This window comes from Klebsiella sp. 141203 (assembly GCF_032601985.1).
GTDB classification, from domain to species: domain Bacteria; phylum Pseudomonadota; class Gammaproteobacteria; order Enterobacterales; family Enterobacteriaceae; genus Klebsiella; species Klebsiella aerogenes.
This window is the reverse complement of record NZ_JAQIRL010000002.1, coordinates 596,450-618,245: the sequence shown is the minus strand read 5'-3', so window position 1 is coordinate 618,245 and position 21,796 is coordinate 596,450. Positions and strand designations below refer to the sequence as shown.

Sequence of the window (21,796 nt, the reverse complement as noted above, 5' to 3'; positions counted from 1 at the left end):
TGTCAGTTCCTCAATACAATCAACGAATATTCAGCAGCGCGTCGAACAGCGAGCTGGCGGTCTGGATCACCTGGGCGTTCGCCATGTAGTACTGCTGGAAACGCAGAAGCTCGCCATACTCTTCGTCGAGGTTTACCCCGGAGAGCGACTGCTGTTGACGGGCCAGTTGGGTGACGATACTGGACTGCGATTCGCTGCTCACCTTCGCAGCGGCGGTCTGGTTGCCCACGCCGCTGACGATCCCGGCGTAGGCGCCGCTGAGCGTTGCTTTGCCATCCACCAGGTTTTTGGTCTGCAGGTCGAGCAGTTTTTTAGCGTTATCGTTATCGCCGCGGCCGCTGTCATCTTTACCGGCGGCGGCGATTTTCGCTGAATCGGTAATCGCCACTTTCAGGTTGCCCGCCACGTCGCTGACCGGCTTCACCGTAAAGCTATCTTTCTGCTGCGGGTTGCCATCAATGCTGACTTCGAGACCATCAAAGCTCAGCGTCGGGTTACCGTCTGCATCTTTACCGGCGGTGGCGTTGACTTTGACGTTGTCCGGCAGACGGCTGACCTGCCAGTTGGCGCCGTCATACTCCACGCGGTAGTCGTTGGCTTTTACCTTGCTGGTATCGGTATACGAGACCGACAGCGAGGCATCGCCGGTATTGCGCGTGTTATCAACCACCCGCGCGCCGCTGAAGCTGAAGAAATCGCCCCCCTGCTCACCGTTGAGATCGAAGCCCTCGCGGTGCTGCTGGTTAAAGCTATCGGCCATCGCCAGAGCCAGTTGGCCGAGCTGATTGCGCACGCCGTCCAGCGTCTCGCTGCGAAAACGCAGCACGCCGCTCAGGCTGCCGCTGGTGATCTGTCCTTCCGGCACTTCGCTGGCGCCGCTGCCGCGGTTATAGCCGAGAGTCAGGCGCGAAGGATCGCTGCTGGAAGGGATCGCTTCCACCTGATAGCTGTTGTTGCCCTGCACCAGGGTCAGGCCGTTGGCGAAGGAGACGGTATAGGCGTCGCCGTCCTGCTGGGTTACCTGAACGCCCACCAGTTGGTTGAGTTCGCTGACCAGCTGATCGCGCTGATCGAGCAGCGCGTTCGGTTCGCCGCTGGCGCTGCCGCGCAGGCGGGTAATCTCATCGTTAAGACGGGCAATCTGCTGGCTATAGCTGTTAATCTGCTGGGCGGTGTCGTTAATCTGCTGATTAACGCCGCTGTCCATGTCGCGCAGATATTTATCGGTATTATTAAACTGGTTGACCAGGCCGTTAGCCTTACCCAGTACCGTCTGTCGCGCCGCGTCGTCACCGGCGTTGCTCACCAGGTTCTGCAAATTGGTGAAAAAATCCTGCAGGCTCCCCGAGAGGGTATTAGTTTTGCTGGCCAGCAGGTTATCGATCTGCGAAATCTTTTCGTAGTAGGCGTTCTGCGAACCGGCCGCGCTCTGCGCGCCGCGCAACTGGTTAGTGATGAACTGGTTATATTCGCGGTTCACGCTGGTCACGGTCACGCCGTTACCGATAAAACCGTTCATAGTGGCCAGGCCGCCGTTTTGGGCCAGAATCGCCGTCTGCCGGTTATAACCCGCTACGTTGTAGTTAGAGATATTGTTGCTGACGGTACTGAGCGCCACCTGCGCCGCATTCAGTCCGCTCATCGCCGTATTGATTAAGCTATTGGACATCAGGGTTCCTTATGCTGCCAAGTCAATTCGCTCAGCTTGCCCTTGTTATCGGTCAGAGAAGTAAAAACTTGAGTAAATCTGCCTGCAAAATTCCGCAGCCGCTTTTATGCCGGATGGCGCTACGCTTATCCGGCCTACGCGCTGTGCGATTTGGTAGCCCGGAGAAGGCGCGACCTTCGAACCTAGAACAGATCGTTAATATCCGCGGCATAGGCTTTCACCGCCTGCGCCCCGGCGTGCTTCATCTGCTGAATCACGCTGACCAGCTTGCTGGCGTATTGCGGGTCGGTGGCGTAGCCTGCGCGCTGCAGCTCGTGCGCCGCCTGCTCCGGAGTCGATGCTTCAGCAACCGAGGCATAACGCGGGTTGTTGGTCAGCAGCTTGACGTAGTCAGCAATCGCCGAGAAATACGAATCGTAAACGCGGAATTTGGCCTTCACCTTCTTCGCCACCCCCTGTTCAAACTCAGTGGTGGTGATCTCGGTAACCGGCCCCTTCCAGTTGCCCCCGGCTTTAATACCAAACAGGTTGTAGCTCGGCGAGCCGTCGGCGGTCGGGATTTCGCGCTGCCCCCAGCCGGATTCCAGCGCCGCCTGGGCGACAATCAGCTGATGCGGGATCCCGCTGCGCTCACTGGCGGCGCGCGCCGGCATTGACAGACGGGCAACGAAATTGCCGTTGTTGAGCGATAGCGGCGCGGCGACCGGCGGCGCTTTCGGCACCGCCCGGCGGATCATCTGCTCCAGCGCCTGATTCGGCAGCGTCTGCAGCACCTCATTATCCAGCGCCATCGGCGCGGTGCCCGCCGTTTCGCTGGGGGCCGCGTTGGCGTTGCTCATCTGCTTGACCATCATGTCGGCCAGCCCTAATCCCTTTTGCGACATCTGCTGAGCAATCTGCTGATCGTACATCGAGGTGTAGAGCCGGGTCTGGTCGCTGCTGAGTACGCCATCCTGTGGTAGCGCGGCGCGCATGCTCTTTAGCATCATCTGTACAAACATGCCTTCGACCTGCTGCGCCACCTGCTTGAGGTTGCCCTGCGGATCGGCGGCGGCATCGCGCTTCAGGCCGTTCAGCGCCTGGGCGTCATAGGCGGCGCCCGACATCGCCATAACATCGCTGGCCATTAGATAATTTCCAGTTTGGCGCGCAGGCAGCCGGCGCTTTGCATGGCTTGCAGAATCGACATCAGGTCGATTGGCGTCGCTCCCAGCGCGTTCAGCGCGCGCACCACGTTGTTGAGGTTGGCGCTGGCGTTGATTTTCTGCAGTGAACCGCCCTGCTGCTGCATTGAAATCTGGGTATTCGGCGTGACCACCGTCTGGCCGCCGCCAAACGGCGTCGTCGGCTGGCTGACGCTGGTTTGTCTATCGACCACCACCGACAGGTTGCCCTGAGCCACCGCGCAGGAATCAAGGATCACCTCGCGATTCATCACCACCGAACCGGTACGCGAGTTGATGATCACTTTGGCGTCCATGGCGCCAACGTTAACGTTGATATTCTGGATCTCGGCGAGGAAACGCACCTGCGAGCTATTGCCCTGCGGCACCAGTACCTGAATAGTACGCGCATCGAGCGGCGATGCGGTGCCGCCGCCGCGCTGGCGATTAATCGCATCGCTAATCTGCTGCGCGAGGGTGAAATCTTCATCATTGAGCTGCAGGTTGAGCACCCCACCGCTGCCGAACGTGGTCGGCAGTTCGCGCTCGATGGTGGCGCCGTTGCTGATGCGTCCGCCGGCCAACTGATTGACCTGTACGCTGCTGCCGCCCGCCGCCGCGCCGGCGCCGCCCACCAGCACGTTGCCCTGCGCCAGCGCATAAACCTGGTTATCCACCCCTTTGAGCGGCGTCATCAGCAAGGTCCCGCCGCGCAGGCTTTTGGCGTTGCCCATTGATGAGACCACCACATCGATATTCTGCCCCGCGCGCGCGAAAGGCGGCAGCTTCGCCGTGACCATCACCGCGGCGACGTTCTTAAGCTGCATGTTGGTGCCCGGCGGCACGGTAATACCGAGCTGCGATAGCATGTTGCTCAGGCTTTGGGTGGTAAACGGCGTTTGCATGGTCTGGTCGCCGGAGCCGTCGAGCCCCACCACCAGGCCGTAGCCGATTAAGGCGTTATCTCGCACGCCCTGTACCGTCACCAGATCGCGAATACGCTCCGCCGTCGCCGGTAAGCTGGCCGCGCCGATTAATAGCGCAATGATGAGTTTTTTAACCATGTGAATCTCTTTTCAGTAACAGCGCCAATGGCCCGCTCATTAGTACGGGGAGACGTTGAGGAAGAACCGCTGCAGCCAGCCCATCGTCTGCGCTTCATTGATGTAGCCGTTGCCGACATACTCGATGCGCGCGTCCGCCACCTGCGTTGAGGTAACCGAGTTGCTACCGCTGATGGTGCGCGGGTTAACCACCCCGGAGAAGCGGATGAACTCGGTGCCCTGGTTAATGGCGATCTGTTTTTCCCCCACCACGTGCAGGTTGCCGTTGCTCAACACCTGATTAACGGTGACGGTAATGGTGCCGTTGAAGGTGTTATTGGCATTCGCCCCGCCTTTACCGCCGAAACTGTTATCGCCGGAAATATCCATATCGGCGCGGGCGTTGCCCAGCAGGCCGTCTAAGTAGCGCGGCGCGGTGGCGACGCCAAACTTGCTGGAACCGTTACGGCTGGCATTGGCGGAAGAACTCTTGCTGGCGCTGACGTTTTCCTGCAGCACGATGGTCAGCGTGTCGCCAACGTTGCGCGGGCGGCGGTCCTCAAACAGCGGCTGATAGCCGTAGTTCATCGGCTGCGCGGCCTGAAAAATTGAGCCGTTCGGTACCGGCGCGGTCGGCGGCGCGGGCTGCGCCGAGGTCGAACCATCGACCAACGGTTTATGCGGAATGTACGCGCAGCCGCTCAGCGTCAGCATCACCATGCCCGCCAGCAAGCGTTGTCCCTGGCGCGGCAGGGTGGCCATCGAATGTGTGGTTACCACGGGGTATCGCCTTTGTTACACCAAAAAAGCGACGGGCGCGGCAGGCGACGCCCGTCATCAAACATTACAGTTGGGTCAGCTTCTGCAGCATCTGATCCGACGTCGAAACCGCTTTGCTGTTGATCTCATAGGCGCGCTGGGTCTGGATCATATTGACGAGCTCTTCCGCCACGTTGACGTTAGAGGTCTCGACATAACCCTGGTAGAGCATACCGGCGCCGTTCAGGCCCGGCGTGCTCTCATTCGGCGCGCCGGAGCTTTCAGTTTCCTGGTAGAGGTTCTCGCCCACGCTTTCAAGGCCGCTGTCGTTAATAAAGGTGGTTAACGTCAATTGCCCGACCTGCTGGGCGGCAGTTTGACCCTGCTGGGTGACGCTCACGATGCCATCGCGGGCGATGGTAATGGTCAACGCGTTGGCCGGTATGGTGATCGCCGGCTGCACCTGGAAGCCGCTGGCGGTCACCAGTTGGCCGTTCTGATCGATCTGGAACGAGCCGTCGCGGGTGTAAGCCTGGCTGCCGTCCGGCAGCAGCACCTGGAAGAAGCCCTGGCCTTTAATCGCCACGTCTTTGCTGTTGTTGGTCTGCGACAGGTTGCCCTGGCTATGCAGACGCTCGGTGGCGACCGGGCGCACGCCGGTACCGATCTGCAGGCCGGAAGGCAGCGTGGTCTGTTCGGAGGACTGCGCCCCCGGCTGGCGCATGGTCTGATACAGCAGGTCTTCAAATACCGCGCGCTGGCGTTTAAAACCGTTGGTGCTGACGTTCGCCAGGTTGTTGGCGATCACGTCCATATTGGTCTGCTGCGCATCAAGACCGGTTTTCGCAATCCATAAAGAGGGAATCATTGGTTATTTCCTTTGGCCGCGGGCCGACTGGCTATCAGCTTACTGACAGCAGAGAGTTCGCCCGCTGTTCGTTCTCATCCACGCTGTGGATGACCTTCATTTGCATTTCAAAGCGACGGGCGTTGGCGATCATATCGACCATGGTCTCCATCGGCTTGACGTTACTGCCCTCCAGCACGCCCGGCATGACCCGCACCTGCGGGTCGTTGGCCAACAGATTGCCGCGGCGCTGCTGGGTTTCCGGGGTCAGGCGGAACAGGCCGTCATCGCCGCGCATCACTTCGCGCGCATCGGCTTTCACCAGCTTCAGGCGGCCAATCTGCGCGATGGTGTTCGGTGGGTCACCGGGGTTCAGCGCCGAAATGGTGCCGTCGGCCGCGATAGTGATTTCCGCCGATGGCGGTACCTCAATCGGCCCGCCGTCGCCCTGCAGCGGCATTCCCTGCACCGTCAACTGACCGTTAGCTGAAACCTGAATGCTGCCGTTGCGGGTATAGGCTTCGCCGCCGCCCGGCAGGCTGAGCGCCAGAAAACCGTCCTGCTGCAGCGCCACGTCCAGCGGGCGCCCGGTGTAGTTCAGCGCCCCCTGGCTCATATCGGCGCCCGGCGTCGAGGCCGCCACCAGCGTGCGGGTGGCGAGGCTCGGCCCGTCAACCGGCACCGCGCGTAGCGCGGCGAGCTGGGCGCGAAAGCCCGGCGTCGAGGCGTTGGCGAGATTGTTGGCGGTAATCGACTGTTGCTCCAGCGTCTGGCGCGCGGCGCCCATCGCGGTATAAATCGCGTGATCCATAACTCAGTTCCGTTAGCGCAGGCTGACCAGCGTCTGCAGGATCGAATCCTGCGTCTTGATGGTCTGGGCGTTGGACTGATAGTTACGCTGGGCGACAATCATGTTCACCAGCTCCTGGCTCAGGTCGACGTTGGACGATTCCAGCGCGCCGCTGGTCAGTTTGCCAAAACCGCCGCCGCCGGAGAGTCCCACGCGTGGCTGGCCGGACGCGCCGGTCTCCTGCCAGACGTTATCGCCCTGCGACGCCAGACCTTCCGGGTTGGAGAAGTTGGCCATCACAATCTGCCCCAGGACCTGGGTCTGCTGGTTGGAGTAGATACCGACGACGGTACCGTCATCATTAATCTGGAAGTTGGTGTATTCGCCGGCGGCATAACCATCCTGCGCCACTTTACTCACCGAATCGCTACCGACGTTCTGCTGCATACTCCCGGCGAAGCTAAGCGTGAAGTTCTGCGCCGGTGCGCCGTCTTTCGCGCTCATCGGAATGGTCATGCTAAACTCGCCCGCCTGGCCGTTAACGCTCACCAGGTTGCCGCTGGTATTGAACTCCATGGTGCCCGCGCTGACCGCAGCCGCGCTGCCGTCCTGGGTATAGACCTGCCATTTGTTATCGTCGGTTTTCACGAAATAGGCGTTGATGTTGTGGGCGTTACCCAGCGAATCGTAGGCGGTGATGGTGTTGACGTAGTTGTAGCTATCCTGCTTCGCCGGGTCGAAGGTCTTGTTCTCCGGCACTTTATGCGTGGACTTCAGGTTGGCGACCATTTCACCGGAAGTCGACGCTTTGGCGTTCATCATCCCTTCCGGTATGCTCAGCGGTACCGGGTTGGCGCCCTGCTGAATGGTCGGCGGCGTGCCGGCGGCCGGATAGCCGGTAAGCTGCAGCCCCTGCATATTGGTCAGATTGCGGTTTTCGTCCAGCTTAAACTGACCGTTGCGGGTATAGAAAATACCGCCGTCTTTATCCTGCATGCGGAAGAAGCCGTTGCCGTTGATCGCCACATCCAGCGCGCGGCTGGTGCCGGTGGTGGTGCCGCCTTTAAAGTTCTGGGTGATCCCGGAAACTTTAACCCCCAGCCCGACCTGCGAACCGGCAAACATATCGGCGAACGACACGCTGCCGGATTTGAAACCCGCGGTCGCGGAGTTAGCGATGTTGTTGCCAATCACGTCGAGATTGGTGGCCGCCGCGTTTAAGCCGCTGACTGCCTGAGAAAAGGCCATGTTACTCTCCAAATATTGAGGATATCGATAAAATCAGGTGCGAATTACAGGATCTGCCGCACTTCTTCGAGACTGGCGTTACCGGCAAGGCCGAGATCCAGCTTCGCGCCGTTGCTGTCGTTAATCACGCCGTTAACCATGCCGAAATGCAGGCTGCGCGCCACCAGTTGCTCGCCGTTGCCCTTGGCGTTAATCGCCACTTTATAGGCGCCGTCCGGCGCGGCGGTACCATCATCCAGCGAGCCGTCCCAGGTAAAGGCGTGCACCCCGGCGGTGAGGCCGCCAATCTCAATGGTCCGCACCACCTGGCCGTTGGCGTTGGTAATGGTTGCCGTGACCTGATCGGCGGCGCGCTCCAGTTCGACGCCAAACGGCGTGGTGCTGACCTGGCCTTCTTTGCTGCCGACCAGAATGTTATTACCCGGTACCATCACGCCGTGGCCGATCAGCGCGCTGGCCTGCAGCGACTGGTTGCTGTTGATCTGCCCGGAGATCGCGCCAAGGGTGGTGTTGAGTTTTTCGATGCCCTGTACGGTATTAATCTGCGCCAGCTGCGAGGTCAGCTCGTTGTTCTGCATCGGGTTGGTCGGGTCCTGATTTTTCAACTGCGCCACCAGCAACGTCAGGAAGCTGTTATGCAGATCCTGACTGGTGCTGCTTTTGCTGGCGGAATCAAGAACCGCGTTATTGGTCGATTCATTGGTGGTTGCGGCGATAGCCATCGGGATCTCCGGTTACTGACCCAATGTCAGGGTTTTCATCATCATCGACTTAGTGGTGTTGAGCACTTCGACGTTGGCCTGATAGCTGCGGGAGGCGGAGATGGTGTTAACCATTTCACTCACCACATCGACGTTCGGCATCCGCACATAACCCTTAGCATCAGCCAACGGGTTGCCCGGTTGATAAACCATCCGCGCGGGCGCCGGGTCATCGACCACCTGCGAGACGCGCACGCCGCCGGTCTGCTGCCCTGGCGCCGCGGCCACTTCGAACACCACCTGCTTCGCGCGATAGGGTTCGCCATCCGGGCCGGTGACGCTATCGGCGTTGGCCATATTGCTGGCGCTGACGTTCATCCGCTGCGACTGGGCCGAGAGCGCCGAGCCGGAGATATCAAAAATATTGAGTAAAGACATTCGCCTTATCCTTGTTGCAGCACCGACATCATCCCTTTGATCTGACCGTTGAGCAGCGTCAGGTCGGTCTGATATTTCAGGCTGTTGTCAGCGAAGTTGGTGCGTTCGCGATCCATGTCCACCGTGTTGCCGTCCATCGACGGCTGGTCCGGCACCCGGAACAGCAGATCCAGCTCCGGCGGCTGCATGGTTTGCGCCGGAATATGGCGCGCCGCCGTCAGGTTAAGCGCCATGCCGTTGCCGTTTACCCGCCCCTGTTGCAGGACTTTATTCAGTTGGCTGGCGAAATCGATATCCCGCGCCTGATAGCCCGGCGTGTCTGCGTTGGCGATATTGGCGGCCAGTATTTCCTGGCGCTGGGCGCGCAGGTTCAGCGCCTCCTGGCCAAAACGCAGAGCAGCGTCCAGTTTGTCGAGCATGCTCCCTCCGCAAGGTTAGAATTTGGAGCCGACAGCATAAACGCCCCCTGCGCCAACCTATCGCGGGAATAGGGGCTAAATGGAGCGCTATTTATCTGTTTAGTCCCTCAGGGCAGCCGTTACACTTAACCCCTTTCCGGGTGGCGTGAGGGGAACGCGATGAAAAGTAAAATCCTGCTGGTCGGCCTGCTGTGCAGCCTGAGCGCCCGCGCCGACACGCTGGCGACGCAAATCGAAAGCTTCATTAAAAGCAAATTCAACGCTAATGCCGTGGAGGTGAAAGTGCTGGTACGAACGCCGCCCGCCCAGTGGCCGCCGTGTGAATTACCGCAGCTGTCGCTGGCGCCCAATGCGCGAATCGGCGGCAATATCAGCGTCTCCGCCCGCTGCGGACAGGAGCGGCGGTTTATTCAGACCCAGGTGCAGGTATTTGGCCGTTATCTGACGGCGGCGCGCGGTATTAGCGGCGGAACGCCGCTGACCCCGGCGGATGTGGTGCTAAAATCAGGCAGGCTCGATACCTTGCCGCCGCGTACGCTGACCGACAGTAAGAAAGCGCTGGGCGCCGTGACGCTGCGAAATATCAGCCCAGGGCAACCGCTGACGCTGTCGATGCTGCGTCGCGCGTGGGTGATTAAAGCCGGTCAGCCGGTGCAGGTCATGGCCGAGGGCGACGGCTTTAGCATCAGCGGTGCCGGTAAGGCGATGAATAACGCGGCGGCCGAAGATAGCGTGCGCGTACGCATGGTTTCCGGCAAAATCGTCAGCGGTATCGCCGGGGAGGATGGATCCATCCGTATTACGTTATAAAAAAGTAAAGGTTTGCCAGCCCCTGCCGATAACCCCATTAGAAACCCATTTTGGAGATGGACCATGAGTATCGATCGCACCCAACGGTTACAGCCGGTTTCCACGGTGCAGCCGCGTGAAACCCCGGCCGACAACCCGCTTCAGCCGCGTAAGGCCGCCGTGGCGGAAACCGCCGTTAGCGCCACCAAAGTGAAACTGAGCGATGCGCAGGCGCGGCTGATGCAGCCAGGCACCCAGGATATTGATATGAACCGGGTTGAGGCCATCAAACAGGCGATTCGCAGCGGCGAACTGAAAATGGACGCGGGCAAAATCGCCGACGCCCTGCTGCAGGATGCGCACAACGATATCCAGCGCCTTGCCGGTAGCAAAACAGATAAGGCCTGATGATGGACAGATTACGCACTCTGCTGGATAAACTGGCGGAAACCCTGCGGACGCTGGATGACGTGCTGGCGCAAGAGCAACAGTTGCTGTGTGCGGATGAACTGCCCGGCGTAGCACTGCAGCGCATCACCGATAGCAAGAGCCAGCTGCTGGCGACGGTGGCCTGGCTTGAGCAACAGCGGCCGGCGCTGGAAGCTAACCTTGCGCTACGCGCGCCTTACCCCGGCAATGAAAGCTTCGGCGAACGCTGGCGGCAGATCCAACAGTTAAGCCAGAGCCTGCGTGAAAAGAATCAGCATAACGGCCTGTTGCTCAATCAACAGATCGCCCATAACCAGCAGGCGCTGGCAATTCTTAGCAAGAATAATAAATCGCTGTACGGGCCGGATGGCCAGTCGCGCGCCGCGAGTCTGCTGGGCCGTAAAATCGGCGTCTGAACGCCTTTCTCTGTATTTTCCCCGCTGGTGACGATTACCCGTAGCGCCGTTTTTTGTCAGGTGGCGCTACGCTTACCTGACCTACGCCGGCATGTGATCTGTAGGCCCGCGCAAGCGTAGCGCCGCCGGGCAATAACCGCGGATAACGAGCCATTTTCGTGCCGGATGGCGGCTGCGCCTTATCCGGCCTACGGTCTGTATTAATACAAAACTTTCCCCCGCGACTACTGATAATTAACGATAACCTGATTGGCAATCGCCCGCAGCGGCGGGTTTAACGGCCCGCGGGTCTGTACGGAATAGACAAACCGCAGCGGCCCTTCTGCCGCCTCGCCTGCCAACGCGTGGCTGGTACCGCTGGCGCTGGTCAGCGGAATACAGCGATTCAGGCTACATAAATGCACCTGCAGCCCCGCCGGCTCCGCTGACAGCAGGCGATAGCGCCAGCTAACGGTCTCGATGCGCGCATTGCCGCCGGGTAGCGTATTGGGCGGCAGCAGCGCGGCGGAAGAATCACTCATCCCGCCCTGTTCAAGAGTGACGCCGGGCCCTTCGGCAATCCATGAGCCCGACGCCGCGCCGGCGGCAACCGGCAATAAAAGGCACAATAAAGGAAGAAAGCGCGTCATCAGGCCGCTCCAATGGTTGAGGTCATGCGAATCTGGCGATCGTCGTTGATCTCCAGGTTGGAAAGTACCGCCATCTGCGGCAGGCTACGACGCAGGAAGCGCGCCAGTAGCGGGCGCAGCGCGTGGTTAACCAGCAGCACCGGCGGCGCGCTGAGCATCTCCTGGCGCTGCAGTGCCTGCCGCGCCTGCTCAAGCAGGCGGTCGGCAAGCCCCGGTTCGAGACCGCCGCCTCCCTGCAGCGCCTGTAGCAGCAGTCGTTCCAGTTGGGTATCCAGGCCGATAACCTGAATTTCGCCGTTGCCGGGGAACCACTGCTGGGCAATGGCCCGCCCCAGCGCCACGCGCACGACGGTGGTCAGCTCGTAAGGATCGCTTTGCGTCGGCGCATGCTCCGCCAGCGTCTCGATAATGGTACGCATATCGCGGATCGATACCCGCTCGGCCAGCAGGTTCTGCAACACCTTATGCAGCGTGGTCAGCGACACCACGCCCGGTACGAAATCTTCGGTCAGCTTCGGCATCTCCTGCGACACGCGGTCGAGCAGTTGCTGCGTCTCCTGGCGGCCAAACAGTTCGCTGGCGAACTGGCCGATGAGGTGGTTGAGATGGGTTGCCACCACCGTACTGGCCTCCACCACCGTATAGCCCTGGATTTGCGCCTGCTCGCGCAACGCGCTATCGATCCATACCGCCTCCAGACCGAAGGCCGGATCGATGGTTTTATCCCCCGCCAGCTCGCCGATGGCATTGCCGGGGTTAATCGCCAGCCAACGCCCAGGCTGCGCTTCGCCGCTGCCAATTTCCACGCCTTTCATCAGAATGCGGTAGCGGGCGGGCGCCAGTTCGAGGTTATCGCGAATATGCACCACCGGCGGCAGATATCCCATCTCCTGGGCGAATTTCTTGCGGATCCCGCGGATTCGCCCCAGCAGCTCGCCATTTTGCTGAAAATCGACCATCGGGATTAGCCGGTAGCCCACTTCCATACCCAGCGGATCTTCCAACTGGACATCGGCCCAGCTGGCTTCCGCTGCCTGGGTATTCTCCTGCACGATGGGTTCGTCGGCGGCTTTCGGCGCCTGTTTTTCACGGCCGCGCAGCCACCAGGCCAGCCCGAGCAGCGCGGCGGTAAACAGCAGGAAAACCAGGTTCGGCATCCCCGGCACCAGCCCCAGCAGCCCAAGTACCGCGGCACACAGCAGCATGACCTTTGGGTTATTGAATAGCTGGCCGACCATCTGTTCGCCGACATCCTGATCGGTCGCCACCCGGGTAACGATGACCCCGGCGGCGGTAGAGATCACCAGCGCCGGGATTTGCGCCACCAGCCCGTCGCCGATGGTCAGCAAGGTGTAGCTTTCCGCCGCCGCGCCCAGCTCCATACCGTGCTGCACCACGCCGACCAGCAGTCCGCCGACCACGTTAATCACCATAATCATTAGCCCGGCGATGGCATCGCCGCGAACAAACTTGCTGGCGCCGTCCATCGAACCGTAGAAGTCGGCTTCCTGCGTGACTTCGGCGCGGCGTTTTTTCGCCTCTTCTTCGCCGATAAGCCCGGCGTTCATGTCGGCATCGATCGCCATCTGCTTACCCGGCATGCCGTCGAGCACGAAACGCGCCCCCACTTCGGCGATACGCCCGGCGCCTTTGGTGATAACCATGAAGTTGATCAGTACGAGAATGATAAACACCACGATACCGATGGCGAAATTACCGCCGACCAGGAAGTGACCGAAGGCCTCCACGACCCGCCCCGCGGCGGCGGCCCCGGTGTGCCCTTCCATCAAAATGATGCGCGTCGAGGCGACGTTGAGCGACAGGCGCAGTAGCGTCGAGAACAGCAGAATGGTCGGAAACGCGGCGAAGTCCAGCGTGCGCTGGGTAAACATCGCCACCAGCAGCACCATAATCGACAACGCGATATTGAAGGTGAAAAGCAGGTCGAGAATAAACGCCGGCAGCGGCAGCACCATCATCGACAAAATCAGCAGGATCAAGATTGGGCCTGCCAGAACCTGCCATTGTGTATCTTTAACATTCCCCGGCAAACGCAGCAGGGAGGCCAAATTAGCCATCAGAGTCACTCTCTTTTGCAAAATCCAGTGCTTCCGGCACCGGTAAACGTTGAGGTTTTTTCGGGATCAGACCGCCCTCGCGCCGCCAGCGGCGCAGCTGATAAACCCAGGCCAGCACTTCGGCGACCGCGGCATAGAGGGTGGCGGGAATATGCTGGCCAATCTCGCTATGGCGATAGAGCGCGCGGGCCAGCGGCGGCGCTTCCAGCATCGGAATGCGGTGTTGCGCCCCCAGCTCGCGAATGCGCAGCGCAATCTCCCCCGCCCCTTTAGCCAGCACCTTCGGCGCGCTCATTTTTTTATCGTTGTACTGTAGGGCGACGGCATAGTGGGTCGGGTTAGTGACTATCACGTCCGCTTTCGGCACATCGGCCATCATCCGCCGCTGGGCAATCGCCCGCTGCTGTTGGCGGATCCGCCCTTTAACATGCGGGTCGCCTTCCTGATCTTTGAATTCGTCGCGAATATCCTGTTTGGTCATCTTCAGCTTTTTGAAGTGGCTCCACAGCTGATAAAAAACGTCAAATGCCACCATCGGCGTCAATCCGAGCACCACCAGAAATCCGCAATAGAGGATCATCTGCAGCGCATTGGCCAACGCGTCGAGCGGCTGTTGGGTCATCAGATGCAGCATCGCCGCCCAGTTGTGCCACAGGTACAGCCCGGTTACCCAGCCGACCAGCGTGGCTTTGAGGATCCCTTTTAACAGCTCCGCCAGCACCTGAGTGGAGAACATGCGTTTCAGACCAGAAAGCGGATTCAGCCGTTTAAGATCGAATTTGAGCGACTTGGCGCTGAATAAAATGCCGCCAAGCAGCATTGGCGCGGCCAGCGCCACCAGCACCAGCCCGGCCATTACCGGCAGCAATGCCAGCACCGCCTGACGCAGCAGCATTCCCAGTTGGCGCAGCATTTGTTTGTCATTGCTGACCATTCCGTGGTCGAAATGCAGACCCTGCGTCAGCATCTCCGCCAGTTGGCGAGTGATATTGCTGCCGGACATCAGGATAATGGCGAGCCCGGCCACCAGCATCAGCACCGAGGTCAGCTCGCGCGAGCGCGGGATCTGGCCCTCTTCACGCGCCTTCTCCAACCGGTGGGCGGTGGGGGCCTCGCTTTTTTCCAGATCGCTGTCTTCCGCCAAGCCTGCAGTTCCTGTGTCGGGAGGGTAAAGAATGGCGGTCAGCATGCCAAAAAAATGGCGAAGTCATTGGCGGAACAACGGCGAAAAAGAGGGGTTATTTCACGGATGAGGGAAAGGCGGCTGGGGCGCAGCATCCTGCGCCCCGCCTGGTCAGAAACCGAGACTATCGAGCAGATCGTCAACCTGCGCCTGGTTGGCGATGACACCGACGCCGTTCTGGTCAAGCTGCGGGCCGTTGAGCAGGCTATCGTTGGCCCGTTTCTCTTTCACCGGCGGTTCCGGCATGTTTTCCATCAGCACCATCAGCAGCTGCTTTTCAATTTCCTGCACCACGTCCATCATGCGCTTGATAACCTGACCGGTCAGGTCCTGGAAATCCTGCGCCATCATGATTTCCATCAGTTGGGCGTTGGTAAAGGAAGTATGGCCCGGCACCCGATCCAGATACTCACGGGTGTCAGTCACCAGCGCGCGCGCGTCGTCCAGTTCGATCGGATTAGCGAACCACTCATCCCAGCGCGATTTTAGCGCGCTGGCGCCGGACTCCAGTTCGGCCTGGCGCGGCTGTGCCGCCTCCACGCAGCTCAACGCCCGTTCCGCCGCCTGCGCCGTCATGGTGACAACGTAATCAAGACGGTCGCGGGCATCCGGGATCGCCTCGGCCGCCTGGGCAATCGCCTGATCGAGCCCCAGCTCGCGCATGCTGTCGCGCAGCATGCGGGTGAGTTGGCCGATACGGGAGATTATCTCTCCCGCGGTCGCTGCATCACTGGCAGGCATTGGAATCTCTCTCATCGCCCTCTCCTTACATGCCCAATTTTTCGAAAATCTTGTTGAGCTTTTCTTCCAGCGTCGCCGCCGTAAAAGGTTTCACCACATAACCGCTGGCGCCTGCCTGCGCGGCGGCAATAATATTTTCTTTTTTCGCTTCCGCCGTCACCATCAGTACCGGCATCGCCGCCAGCGCGCTATCTGCACGAATGGTTTGCAACAGTTCCAGACCGTCGACGTTGGGCATATTCCAGTCGGAGACCACGAAATCAAAGCTGCTGGCCCGCAGCTTATTTAGCGCGTCTGCGCCATCTTCCGCCTCTTCGACGTTGTTGAAACCGAGCTCTTTAAGCAAATTTCTGATGATACGACGCATGGTGGAAAAGTCGTCGACGACCAGAAAACGGAGATTCTTATCTGCCATTACTACCCCTGAACAGTGTCATTTTTAACTCACGTCACACCACGCCGCCGGGACATCCCGGCGGCGTGAAATTAAATTCGCAGCGCCTGGCCGCCGGCTATCTGCGCCAGCATGCGTTGGCTCATGCGCTCCAGCTCAACCACTTCGCTGACCCCGCCGCTGGCGATGGCCTCGCGCGGCATGCCGAACACCACGCAGCTCGCTTCGCTCTGCGCCAGGGTATAGGCCCCGGCGCGATGCATCTCCAGCATTCCCTGCGCGCCGTCGTTGCCCATGCCGGTGAGGATCACCCCCACCGCATTGCGCCCGGCGTGGCGGGCCACCGAGCGAAACAGCACATCCACCGATGGGCGATGGCGATTCACCGCCGGGCCGTCGTGCAGCTTGACCTGATAGTTAGCGCCGCTACGCGCCAGCTCCAGATGGCGATCCCCAGGTGCGATATAGGCGTGTCCCGGCAGCACGCGTTCGCCCTCTTCCGCCTCTTTCACCGTGATCTGGCACAGCTTGTTCAGCCGTTCGGCGAACGAGCGGGTAAATCCCGGCGGCATATGCTGGGTGATCAGCAGCGCCGGGCTGGTGGCCGGCAACGGTTGTAGCACTTGACGAATGGCTTCGGTGCCGCCGGTGGAAGCGCCAATGGCGATCAGCTTCTCGCTGCTCAGCAGCGGTCCGTGGCTTAAAATAGCCGGCGGCTGGCCATTGGCGCGCTGCGGCAGCCGCGCCCGCGCGGCGGTGCGGATCTTTTCACCGATCAGTTCACTGTAGGCCAGCATGCCTTCGCGGATCCCGAGCTGCGGTTTGGTGACGAAATCCACCGCCCCCAGCTCCAGCGCGCGCAGGGTAATTTCCGAACCTTTACCGGTCAGCGACGAAACCATCACCACCGGCATCGGCCGCAGGCGCATCAGTTTTTCGAGGAAATCGAGGCCGTCCATGCGCGGCATTTCGACGTCCAGCGTCAGCACCTGCGGGTTAAATTTTTTGATCAGATCCCGTGCGACCAGCGGGTCCGGGGCCACCGCCACCATCTCCATATCGGCGTGGCCATTGACGATCTCGGTCATCAGCTGGCGCATCAGGGCCGAATCATCAACACATAACACTCTGATTTTACTCATTACTTCTCCTTGGTCAGCCCATACACGGTCTGTCCACGCAGGTAGAAATCCCGGCTGATCTGGCTGAAATTCTCGGAGTGACCGGCAAACAACAGTCCCCCCGGTTTAAGCAAGGGGACAAAGCGGCGCAGGATGCGTTCCTGCGTCGGTTTATCGAAATAGATCATCACGTTGCGGCAAAAAATCGCGTCGAACGGCCCCGGCAGCGCCCACTCCGGCGCCAGCAGATTCAGCGGCTGGAAGTTGACCCGCGCCGCCAGCTCCTGACGCACGCGCACCAGCCCCTGATGCGGCCCGGTGCCGCGCAGAAAATAGCGCTGCATCTGGATTGGCGTCAGAGTGCGCAGATCGTCATGGCGATAAATCCCCGCTTCGGCTTTTTCCAGTACCTGGGTGTCAATATCGCTGGCCCAGACCTGGCAACTGCCCGCACGTTCCCCGAGCGCATCGCCGAGCGTAATGGCGATGGAATAAGGTTCTTCGCCGGTCGAGGCGGCGGTGCTCCACACGCTATAGTTCCCGGGACGCGAGCGCGCATGCTCCGCCAGAATCGGAAAGTGGTGCGCCTCGCGAAAAAAGGCCGTCAGGTTGGTGGTCAGCGCATTGATAAACGCCTGCCACTCGGCGCTGTGCGGGTCGCTTTCCAGCAGCGCCAGGTAGTCGCCGAAATCATGAATGCCCAGCAGACGCAAACGGCGCACCAGCCGGTTGTACACCATCTCGCGCTTATGCGCCGCCAGCACGATCCCGGCGCGCTGATAGATAAGCTGGCTGATGCGGCGAAAATGCGCGTCGGAGAGCGGCAGACGCTGGGCCATCTGCGCCAGCGCCGAGCCGCTTTCGCGCGGCGCGGTTGATGTTGTCTGCTTCATGCCGACGCACCGGCAAAATACGAGCGGTTTATGCGGTTTGACAATCCAGGGTCTCCTTTACCGTGGATGAGGTTTCCGGCGCGACGAAGTTGTCGTCCGCCAGACGGAATACCGCCACTGCATCGGCGAGGGTAATCGCCTGCTCTTCCAGCGCAGCGGCGGCGGAAGCCGATTCCACCACCAGGGCGGCGTTCTGTTGCGTGACCTGATCCATCTGGGTAACCGCCTGCGTCACCTGCTCAATGCCGCGGCTCTGCTCGTCAGAGGCGGAGGCGATTTCACCCATGATGTCGGTGACCCGGGTTACCGAGCGCACGATGTCCTGCATGGTGGCGCCGGAATTTTCCACCAGCACCGAGCCATGTTTGACGCGGCTGACGGATTCGTCGATCAGCAGCTTAATTTCTTTTGCCGCCTGGGCGCTGCGGCTGGCCAGGTTACGCACTTCACCAGCCACCACCGCAAAGCCGCGCCCCTGTTCACCGGCGCGCGCCGCTTCTACCGCCGCGTTAAGCGCCAGAATATTGGTCTGGAAGGCGATGCCGTCGATGACGCTGGTAATGGCGCCGATTTTTTGCGAACTGTTGGCGATGTCGTGCATCGTGGTGACCACATCATCCGCCAGCTCGCCGCCTTTGGCGGCGGTTGAAGAAGCATCACGCGCCAGCTGCGATGCCTGGCGGGCATTATCGGCATTCTGTTTTACCGTCGCGGTTAGCTGCTCCATACTGGCGGCGGTTTCTTCCAGCGAAGCCGCCTGTTGTTCGGTACGCGAGGAGAGATCGTTGTTGCCTTCTGAAATCTCCTGCAGGCCGATAAGAATTGACTCCGCACCGTCGCGCACCGCGCCGACGGTACCAATCAGCGAGTGTTGCATGCGCTGCAGGCTGGCAAATAGCTGGCTGATTTCGTTGCGGCCATAGACCTCAATCGGCGCGGAAAGATCGCCGCTGGCGATACGTTCAAAGTGGCCACGAATAATATTCAGCGGCTGCACCAGCATGGTTCGCAGCCACCACATCGCGCTGAGGGTGACCACCAAGAGCATCAGCACCGCCCCGGCAACCAACCAGATTGACCAGCCGTAGGCCCGCTGGCTGGAGGCGCTGGCTTCATCGGTCGTCGCCTTCGCCAGCTGCAGATATTGCACAAAGTCGGCCTCGAAGCGGTCCTGTATTTTCTGCGTCGGCTGGTCCATAAAGGCCTGCAGGTTGCGATTTTCGAGGAACACGATCAGTTCGCGCAGCGCGCCGCGTAGCTTTTCGTAGCTTTCACGCGTGGCATCGGCCAACTGCTGCTCCTGCTCATCCACGCGAGGCGTGTCGAGGAACTGGTTAAAGTAGAGATCGGCTTTTTGCAGCGAGCTGCGGGCGCCGCCCATCAGCGCATCCACCTGCTCCTGCGGCACCTTCAGCGCCGCGCGGGTACCGGCACGGTTAAGGGTATTTCGCGCCTGTAGCAGCGATACCCAGCTGAGGCTAAGCGCATCGCGCTGCTGGCTACTGACGGTAATACGTTCAAGATTGTGGTTGTCGGCGCGCAGCGCGACGTAAGAGAGCCCGGTGCTGATCAGTTGCATGATGCAAAAGGAGATCAGCAGCAGGAAAAGACTGGTAGAGATACGGATTCGGTTAAACATAGCAATCTCCTTGGTAGCCGGTCTTGGCCGGCTTACAACGCAAGAGAGGCCGCCGCGTGTAGGGATGCGGCGGCCGGTACCCGTTAGAACGTCTCCCAGTTATCCTGGTAGTCGCTGGCGCTGGTTTTTTTATGCGTAGCGATGGCGGCAGGCGCGGTTTTATTGCTGACCGGCGCTTTATACTCTTCCTGCCCTTCCGACTTCAGACGGAAGACGGCAACCGACTGCGTCAGCAAGCTGGCTTGCTCTTCCAGCGCGGCGGCGGCGGAGGCCGACTCTTCCACCAGCGAGGCGTTCTGCTGGGTGACGCGATCCATTTCCGCTACCGCCTGGCCGACCTGGTCGATACCGCGGCTCTGCTCATCGGAAGCAGAGGCGATTTCGCCCATGATGTCGGTCACGCGGGTGACCGCATTGACGATGTCGCCCATGGTGTCGCCGGCGCTTTCCACCAGCACCGAGCCCATATCCACACGGTTGACCGAGTCCTCGATCAGCGCTTTGATCTCTTTGGCCGCTTGGGCGCTGCGCTGCGCCAGGTTGCGGACTTCACCCGCCACGACCGCGAAACCGCGGCCCTGTTCACCAGCGCGCGCCGCTTCTACCGCGGCGTTAAGCGCCAGGATGTTGGTCTGGAAGGCGATACCGTCGATAACGCCGGTGATATCGGCAATTTTCTGCGAGCTGCTGGCGATGTCGTGCATGGTTTCCACCACGTTGGCCACCACTTTGCCGCCCTTCTGCGCAGTTTCGGAGGCGCTCAGCGCCAGCTGGCTAGCCTGACGCGCGTTTTCGGCGTTCTGTTTCACCGTCGCCGTCAGCTGTTCCATACTAGCGGCAGTCTCTTCCAGCGATGCCGCCTGCTGTTCGGTGCGCGAAGAGAGATCGTTATTCCCGGCGGCGATTTCCGATGCGCCGCTATAGATGGCATCCGCCCCCTGACGCACGCCGCTTACCGTTTCGATAAGCTCGTTCTGCATGTGCTTGAGGCTGGCGGCCAGCACGCCGATTTCATTACGGCTGGTCACCGGGATAGGCTGGGTCAGGTCGCCGGAGGCAATACGTTTGATGTGTTCAATCATGCGGTTCAGCGGGCGCACCAGGATATGGTGGATGCCCATCCATACGCCGACGATCGCCGCCAGCACCACGATGATGACCACAATTAAGGTCCAGATCGCCGAGCTATAAGAGCTGTTGCTACCGTCAACGGCGATTTGGTACAGCTTGCCGTTTTGCTGCAGATAGGCGTTATAAGTCTGCTCGAAATCGTCCTGGTATTTTTGCGTCGGCTGGTCGAAGAAGGCGTTGATTTTACCCTCGCCCAGCAGCTGGATCAGCTCCGACAGCGCGCCGTACAGGATGCCATACTGCTGCTTAAGCTTTTCCGTCGCCTGCGGATCCTGACGCGGGTCCTGCGGGATTTTTTCATAGGCGGCGTAGTTACGTTCGGCGCGCGCCAGCTCTTCTTTCGCTTTCGCCAGCAGCTCGTCGATAGTCGCGCCGCTGCCGATTTTGTTGGTATCCATCATGTAGCGGATCCCTGCGCGGTTCAGGGAGTTACGCGCCTGCAGCAGATCGACCCGGCTTTCACTTAGCAGCAACTGCTGCTGACGGATGGTTTGCAGAACGGTGAAGTTCTCTTTATCGCTTTTCAGCGACGAAAAAAACAGACCGCCCGAAATCAGCTGCAATGCGCCAAATAGCACCAGCACTAATAAGAGACTGGTGACGACCTTAATACGATTAAACATGTTTCCCCTTCCTGGAAGCCTGAACGGCCAGGCTTTACGTATGTGACTGAAAGGGTTATCGGCGCGCGGGAGGGGAACTTTATGCCAGGCGGGGACTATTTTTACCGGGCGCGGCAGAGCGCGCCCGGTAGATTAGTGGCTTTTGGCGACGTTATCGACCAGCGCCATCTCTTCGCTGCTGAGCAGCTTTTCGATATCCACAAGGATCAGCATGCGCTCGCCGAGCGCGCCAAGACCGGTGAGATACTCGGTCGCCAGCGTCACCGCGAATTCCGGCGCCGGGCGGATCTGTTCAGCGGTGAGAGACAGCACGTCGGAGACGCCGTCGACCACAATCCCCACCACCCGCAGGCCGAAGTTAAGCACGATAACCACCGTGTTTTCATCATAAGAGACGCCCTGCTGGGCGAATTTTACCCGCAGGTCGATAATCGGCACGATCACCCCGCGCAGATTGGTGACACCTTTGATGAAATTCGGGGTGTTGGCGATACGCGTCACCTGGTCATAGCCGCGGATCTCCTGCACCTTGAGAATATCGATGCCGTATTCTTCATTACCGAGGGTAAAAATTAAAAACTCCTGACCTACCGTTTCGCCAGCCAATTTGCTGACGGTTGCTAATCCTGCCATGGTCTGCACCTGTTAATTTT

Annotated in this window: 23 protein-coding genes; 3 read left to right on the top strand and 20 right to left on the bottom strand. The window is 60.1% G+C overall.

Going from position 1 to position 21,796, the window contains the following annotated elements; genetic code table 11:
- Nucleotides 1-19: 19 nt before the first annotated feature.
- From flgK to flgB, 10 genes are all read right to left on the bottom strand, one after another.
- Nucleotides 20-1,669: a flagellar hook-associated protein FlgK gene (gene flgK / locus PGR29_RS10580; protein WP_015704937.1), complete on the bottom strand. Its 1,650-nt coding sequence runs from the start codon at nucleotides 1,667-1,669 to the stop codon at nucleotides 20-22.
- Between the two features lie 182 nt (nucleotides 1,670-1,851).
- Nucleotides 1,852-2,796 carry a flagellar assembly peptidoglycan hydrolase FlgJ gene (gene flgJ / locus PGR29_RS10575; RefSeq protein WP_316424495.1) on the bottom strand — a complete coding sequence of 315 codons (945 nt, stop codon included), beginning with the start codon at nucleotides 2,794-2,796 and terminating at the stop codon, nucleotides 1,852-1,854.
- The gene (locus PGR29_RS10570) at nucleotides 2,796-3,896 is read right to left on the bottom strand and encodes a flagellar basal body P-ring protein FlgI (protein WP_015367323.1); all 1,101 of its coding nucleotides are present in this window, start codon (nucleotides 3,894-3,896) and stop codon (nucleotides 2,796-2,798) included. The genes flgJ and PGR29_RS10570 overlap by 1 nt, the downstream gene beginning before the upstream one ends.
- Before the next feature lie 39 nt (nucleotides 3,897-3,935).
- On the bottom strand, nucleotides 3,936-4,637 hold the full coding sequence (flgH, locus tag PGR29_RS10565; protein ID WP_015367324.1) for a flagellar basal body L-ring protein FlgH: 702 nt from the start codon (nucleotides 4,635-4,637) through the stop codon (nucleotides 3,936-3,938).
- Nucleotides 4,638-4,719: 82 nt separating this feature from the next.
- Nucleotides 4,720-5,502, bottom strand: coding sequence for a flagellar basal-body rod protein FlgG (gene flgG / locus PGR29_RS10560; protein ID WP_015367325.1), 783 nt, complete (start codon nucleotides 5,500-5,502; stop codon nucleotides 4,720-4,722).
- Between the two features lie 34 nt (nucleotides 5,503-5,536).
- Entirely contained in the window at nucleotides 5,537-6,292 is a 756-nt protein-coding gene (locus PGR29_RS10555) for a flagellar basal body rod protein FlgF (protein WP_015704934.1), read from the bottom strand.
- Nucleotides 6,293-6,304: 12 nt separating this feature from the next.
- Nucleotides 6,305-7,519 carry a flagellar hook protein FlgE gene (gene flgE / locus PGR29_RS10550; protein ID WP_015367327.1) on the bottom strand — a complete coding sequence of 405 codons (1,215 nt, stop codon included), beginning with the start codon at nucleotides 7,517-7,519 and terminating at the stop codon, nucleotides 6,305-6,307.
- Nucleotides 7,520-7,563: 44 nt separating this feature from the next.
- Entirely contained in the window at nucleotides 7,564-8,241 is a 678-nt protein-coding gene (gene flgD / locus PGR29_RS10545; protein WP_015367328.1) for a flagellar hook assembly protein FlgD, read from the bottom strand.
- 12 nt (nucleotides 8,242-8,253) lie between these two features.
- Entirely contained in the window at nucleotides 8,254-8,658 is a 405-nt protein-coding gene (gene flgC, locus PGR29_RS10540) for a flagellar basal body rod protein FlgC (RefSeq protein ID WP_015367329.1), read from the bottom strand.
- Nucleotides 8,659-8,663: 5 nt separating this feature from the next.
- Nucleotides 8,664-9,077: a flagellar basal body rod protein FlgB gene (gene flgB / locus PGR29_RS10535; protein WP_015367330.1), complete on the bottom strand. Its 414-nt coding sequence runs from the start codon at nucleotides 9,075-9,077 to the stop codon at nucleotides 8,664-8,666.
- A gap of 159 nt (nucleotides 9,078-9,236) precedes the next feature.
- Between flgB and flgA the strand changes: the two genes are divergently transcribed.
- The 3 genes from flgA to PGR29_RS10520 all read left to right on the top strand — a co-directional run bounded on the left by flgA (nucleotide 9,237) and on the right by PGR29_RS10520 (nucleotide 10,711).
- Nucleotides 9,237-9,887: a flagellar basal body P-ring formation chaperone FlgA gene (gene flgA / locus PGR29_RS10530; RefSeq protein ID WP_213317021.1), complete on the top strand. Its 651-nt coding sequence runs from the start codon at nucleotides 9,237-9,239 to the stop codon at nucleotides 9,885-9,887.
- 63 nt (nucleotides 9,888-9,950) lie between these two features.
- Nucleotides 9,951-10,274, top strand: coding sequence for a flagellar biosynthesis anti-sigma factor FlgM (flgM, locus tag PGR29_RS10525; RefSeq protein WP_045397841.1), 324 nt, complete (start codon nucleotides 9,951-9,953; stop codon nucleotides 10,272-10,274).
- Nucleotides 10,275-10,276: 2 nt separating this feature from the next.
- On the top strand, nucleotides 10,277-10,711 hold the full coding sequence (locus PGR29_RS10520) for a flagella synthesis protein FlgN (protein WP_316424646.1): 435 nt from the start codon (nucleotides 10,277-10,279) through the stop codon (nucleotides 10,709-10,711).
- 224 nt (nucleotides 10,712-10,935) lie between these two features.
- Here the strand turns inward: PGR29_RS10520 and PGR29_RS10515 are convergent, their stop codons facing one another.
- From PGR29_RS10515 to cheW, 10 genes are all read right to left on the bottom strand, one after another.
- Nucleotides 10,936-11,340, bottom strand: coding sequence for a flagellar protein FlhE (locus PGR29_RS10515; protein WP_045397788.1), 405 nt, complete (start codon nucleotides 11,338-11,340; stop codon nucleotides 10,936-10,938).
- Nucleotides 11,340-13,418, bottom strand: coding sequence for a flagellar biosynthesis protein FlhA (gene flhA, locus PGR29_RS10510; protein WP_020079225.1), 2,079 nt, complete (start codon nucleotides 13,416-13,418; stop codon nucleotides 11,340-11,342). Before flhA ends, PGR29_RS10515 begins: the two co-directional genes overlap by 1 nt.
- Nucleotides 13,411-14,562, bottom strand: a complete 1,152-nt coding sequence (gene flhB, locus PGR29_RS10505; protein ID WP_063410449.1) for a flagellar biosynthesis protein FlhB — start codon at nucleotides 14,560-14,562, stop codon at nucleotides 13,411-13,413. The genes flhA and flhB overlap by 8 nt, the downstream gene beginning before the upstream one ends.
- A gap of 150 nt (nucleotides 14,563-14,712) precedes the next feature.
- On the bottom strand, nucleotides 14,713-15,357 hold the full coding sequence (gene cheZ / locus PGR29_RS10500; protein ID WP_087858106.1) for a protein phosphatase CheZ: 645 nt from the start codon (nucleotides 15,355-15,357) through the stop codon (nucleotides 14,713-14,715).
- Between the two features lie 10 nt (nucleotides 15,358-15,367).
- Nucleotides 15,368-15,757 (bottom strand): chemotaxis response regulator CheY, encoded by a 390-nt coding sequence (gene cheY, locus PGR29_RS10495; protein ID WP_213793862.1) that lies wholly within the window; start codon nucleotides 15,755-15,757, stop codon nucleotides 15,368-15,370.
- Between the two features lie 71 nt (nucleotides 15,758-15,828).
- Nucleotides 15,829-16,878 (bottom strand): protein-glutamate methylesterase/protein-glutamine glutaminase, encoded by a 1,050-nt coding sequence (locus tag PGR29_RS10490; protein WP_045397782.1) that lies wholly within the window; start codon nucleotides 16,876-16,878, stop codon nucleotides 15,829-15,831.
- Nucleotides 16,878-17,750: a protein-glutamate O-methyltransferase CheR gene (gene cheR, locus PGR29_RS10485; RefSeq protein WP_113374266.1), complete on the bottom strand. Its 873-nt coding sequence runs from the start codon at nucleotides 17,748-17,750 to the stop codon at nucleotides 16,878-16,880. The genes PGR29_RS10490 and cheR overlap by 1 nt, the downstream gene beginning before the upstream one ends.
- A gap of 28 nt (nucleotides 17,751-17,778) precedes the next feature.
- Nucleotides 17,779-19,389, bottom strand: coding sequence for a methyl-accepting chemotaxis protein (locus PGR29_RS10480; RefSeq protein ID WP_213317018.1), 1,611 nt, complete (start codon nucleotides 19,387-19,389; stop codon nucleotides 17,779-17,781).
- Nucleotides 19,390-19,472: 83 nt separating this feature from the next.
- Entirely contained in the window at nucleotides 19,473-21,143 is a 1,671-nt protein-coding gene (locus PGR29_RS10475; protein ID WP_047065481.1) for a methyl-accepting chemotaxis protein, read from the bottom strand.
- Between the two features lie 132 nt (nucleotides 21,144-21,275).
- Nucleotides 21,276-21,776 (bottom strand): chemotaxis protein CheW, encoded by a 501-nt coding sequence (cheW, locus tag PGR29_RS10470; protein ID WP_316424494.1) that lies wholly within the window; start codon nucleotides 21,774-21,776, stop codon nucleotides 21,276-21,278.
- Nucleotides 21,777-21,796 lie beyond the last annotated feature (20 nt).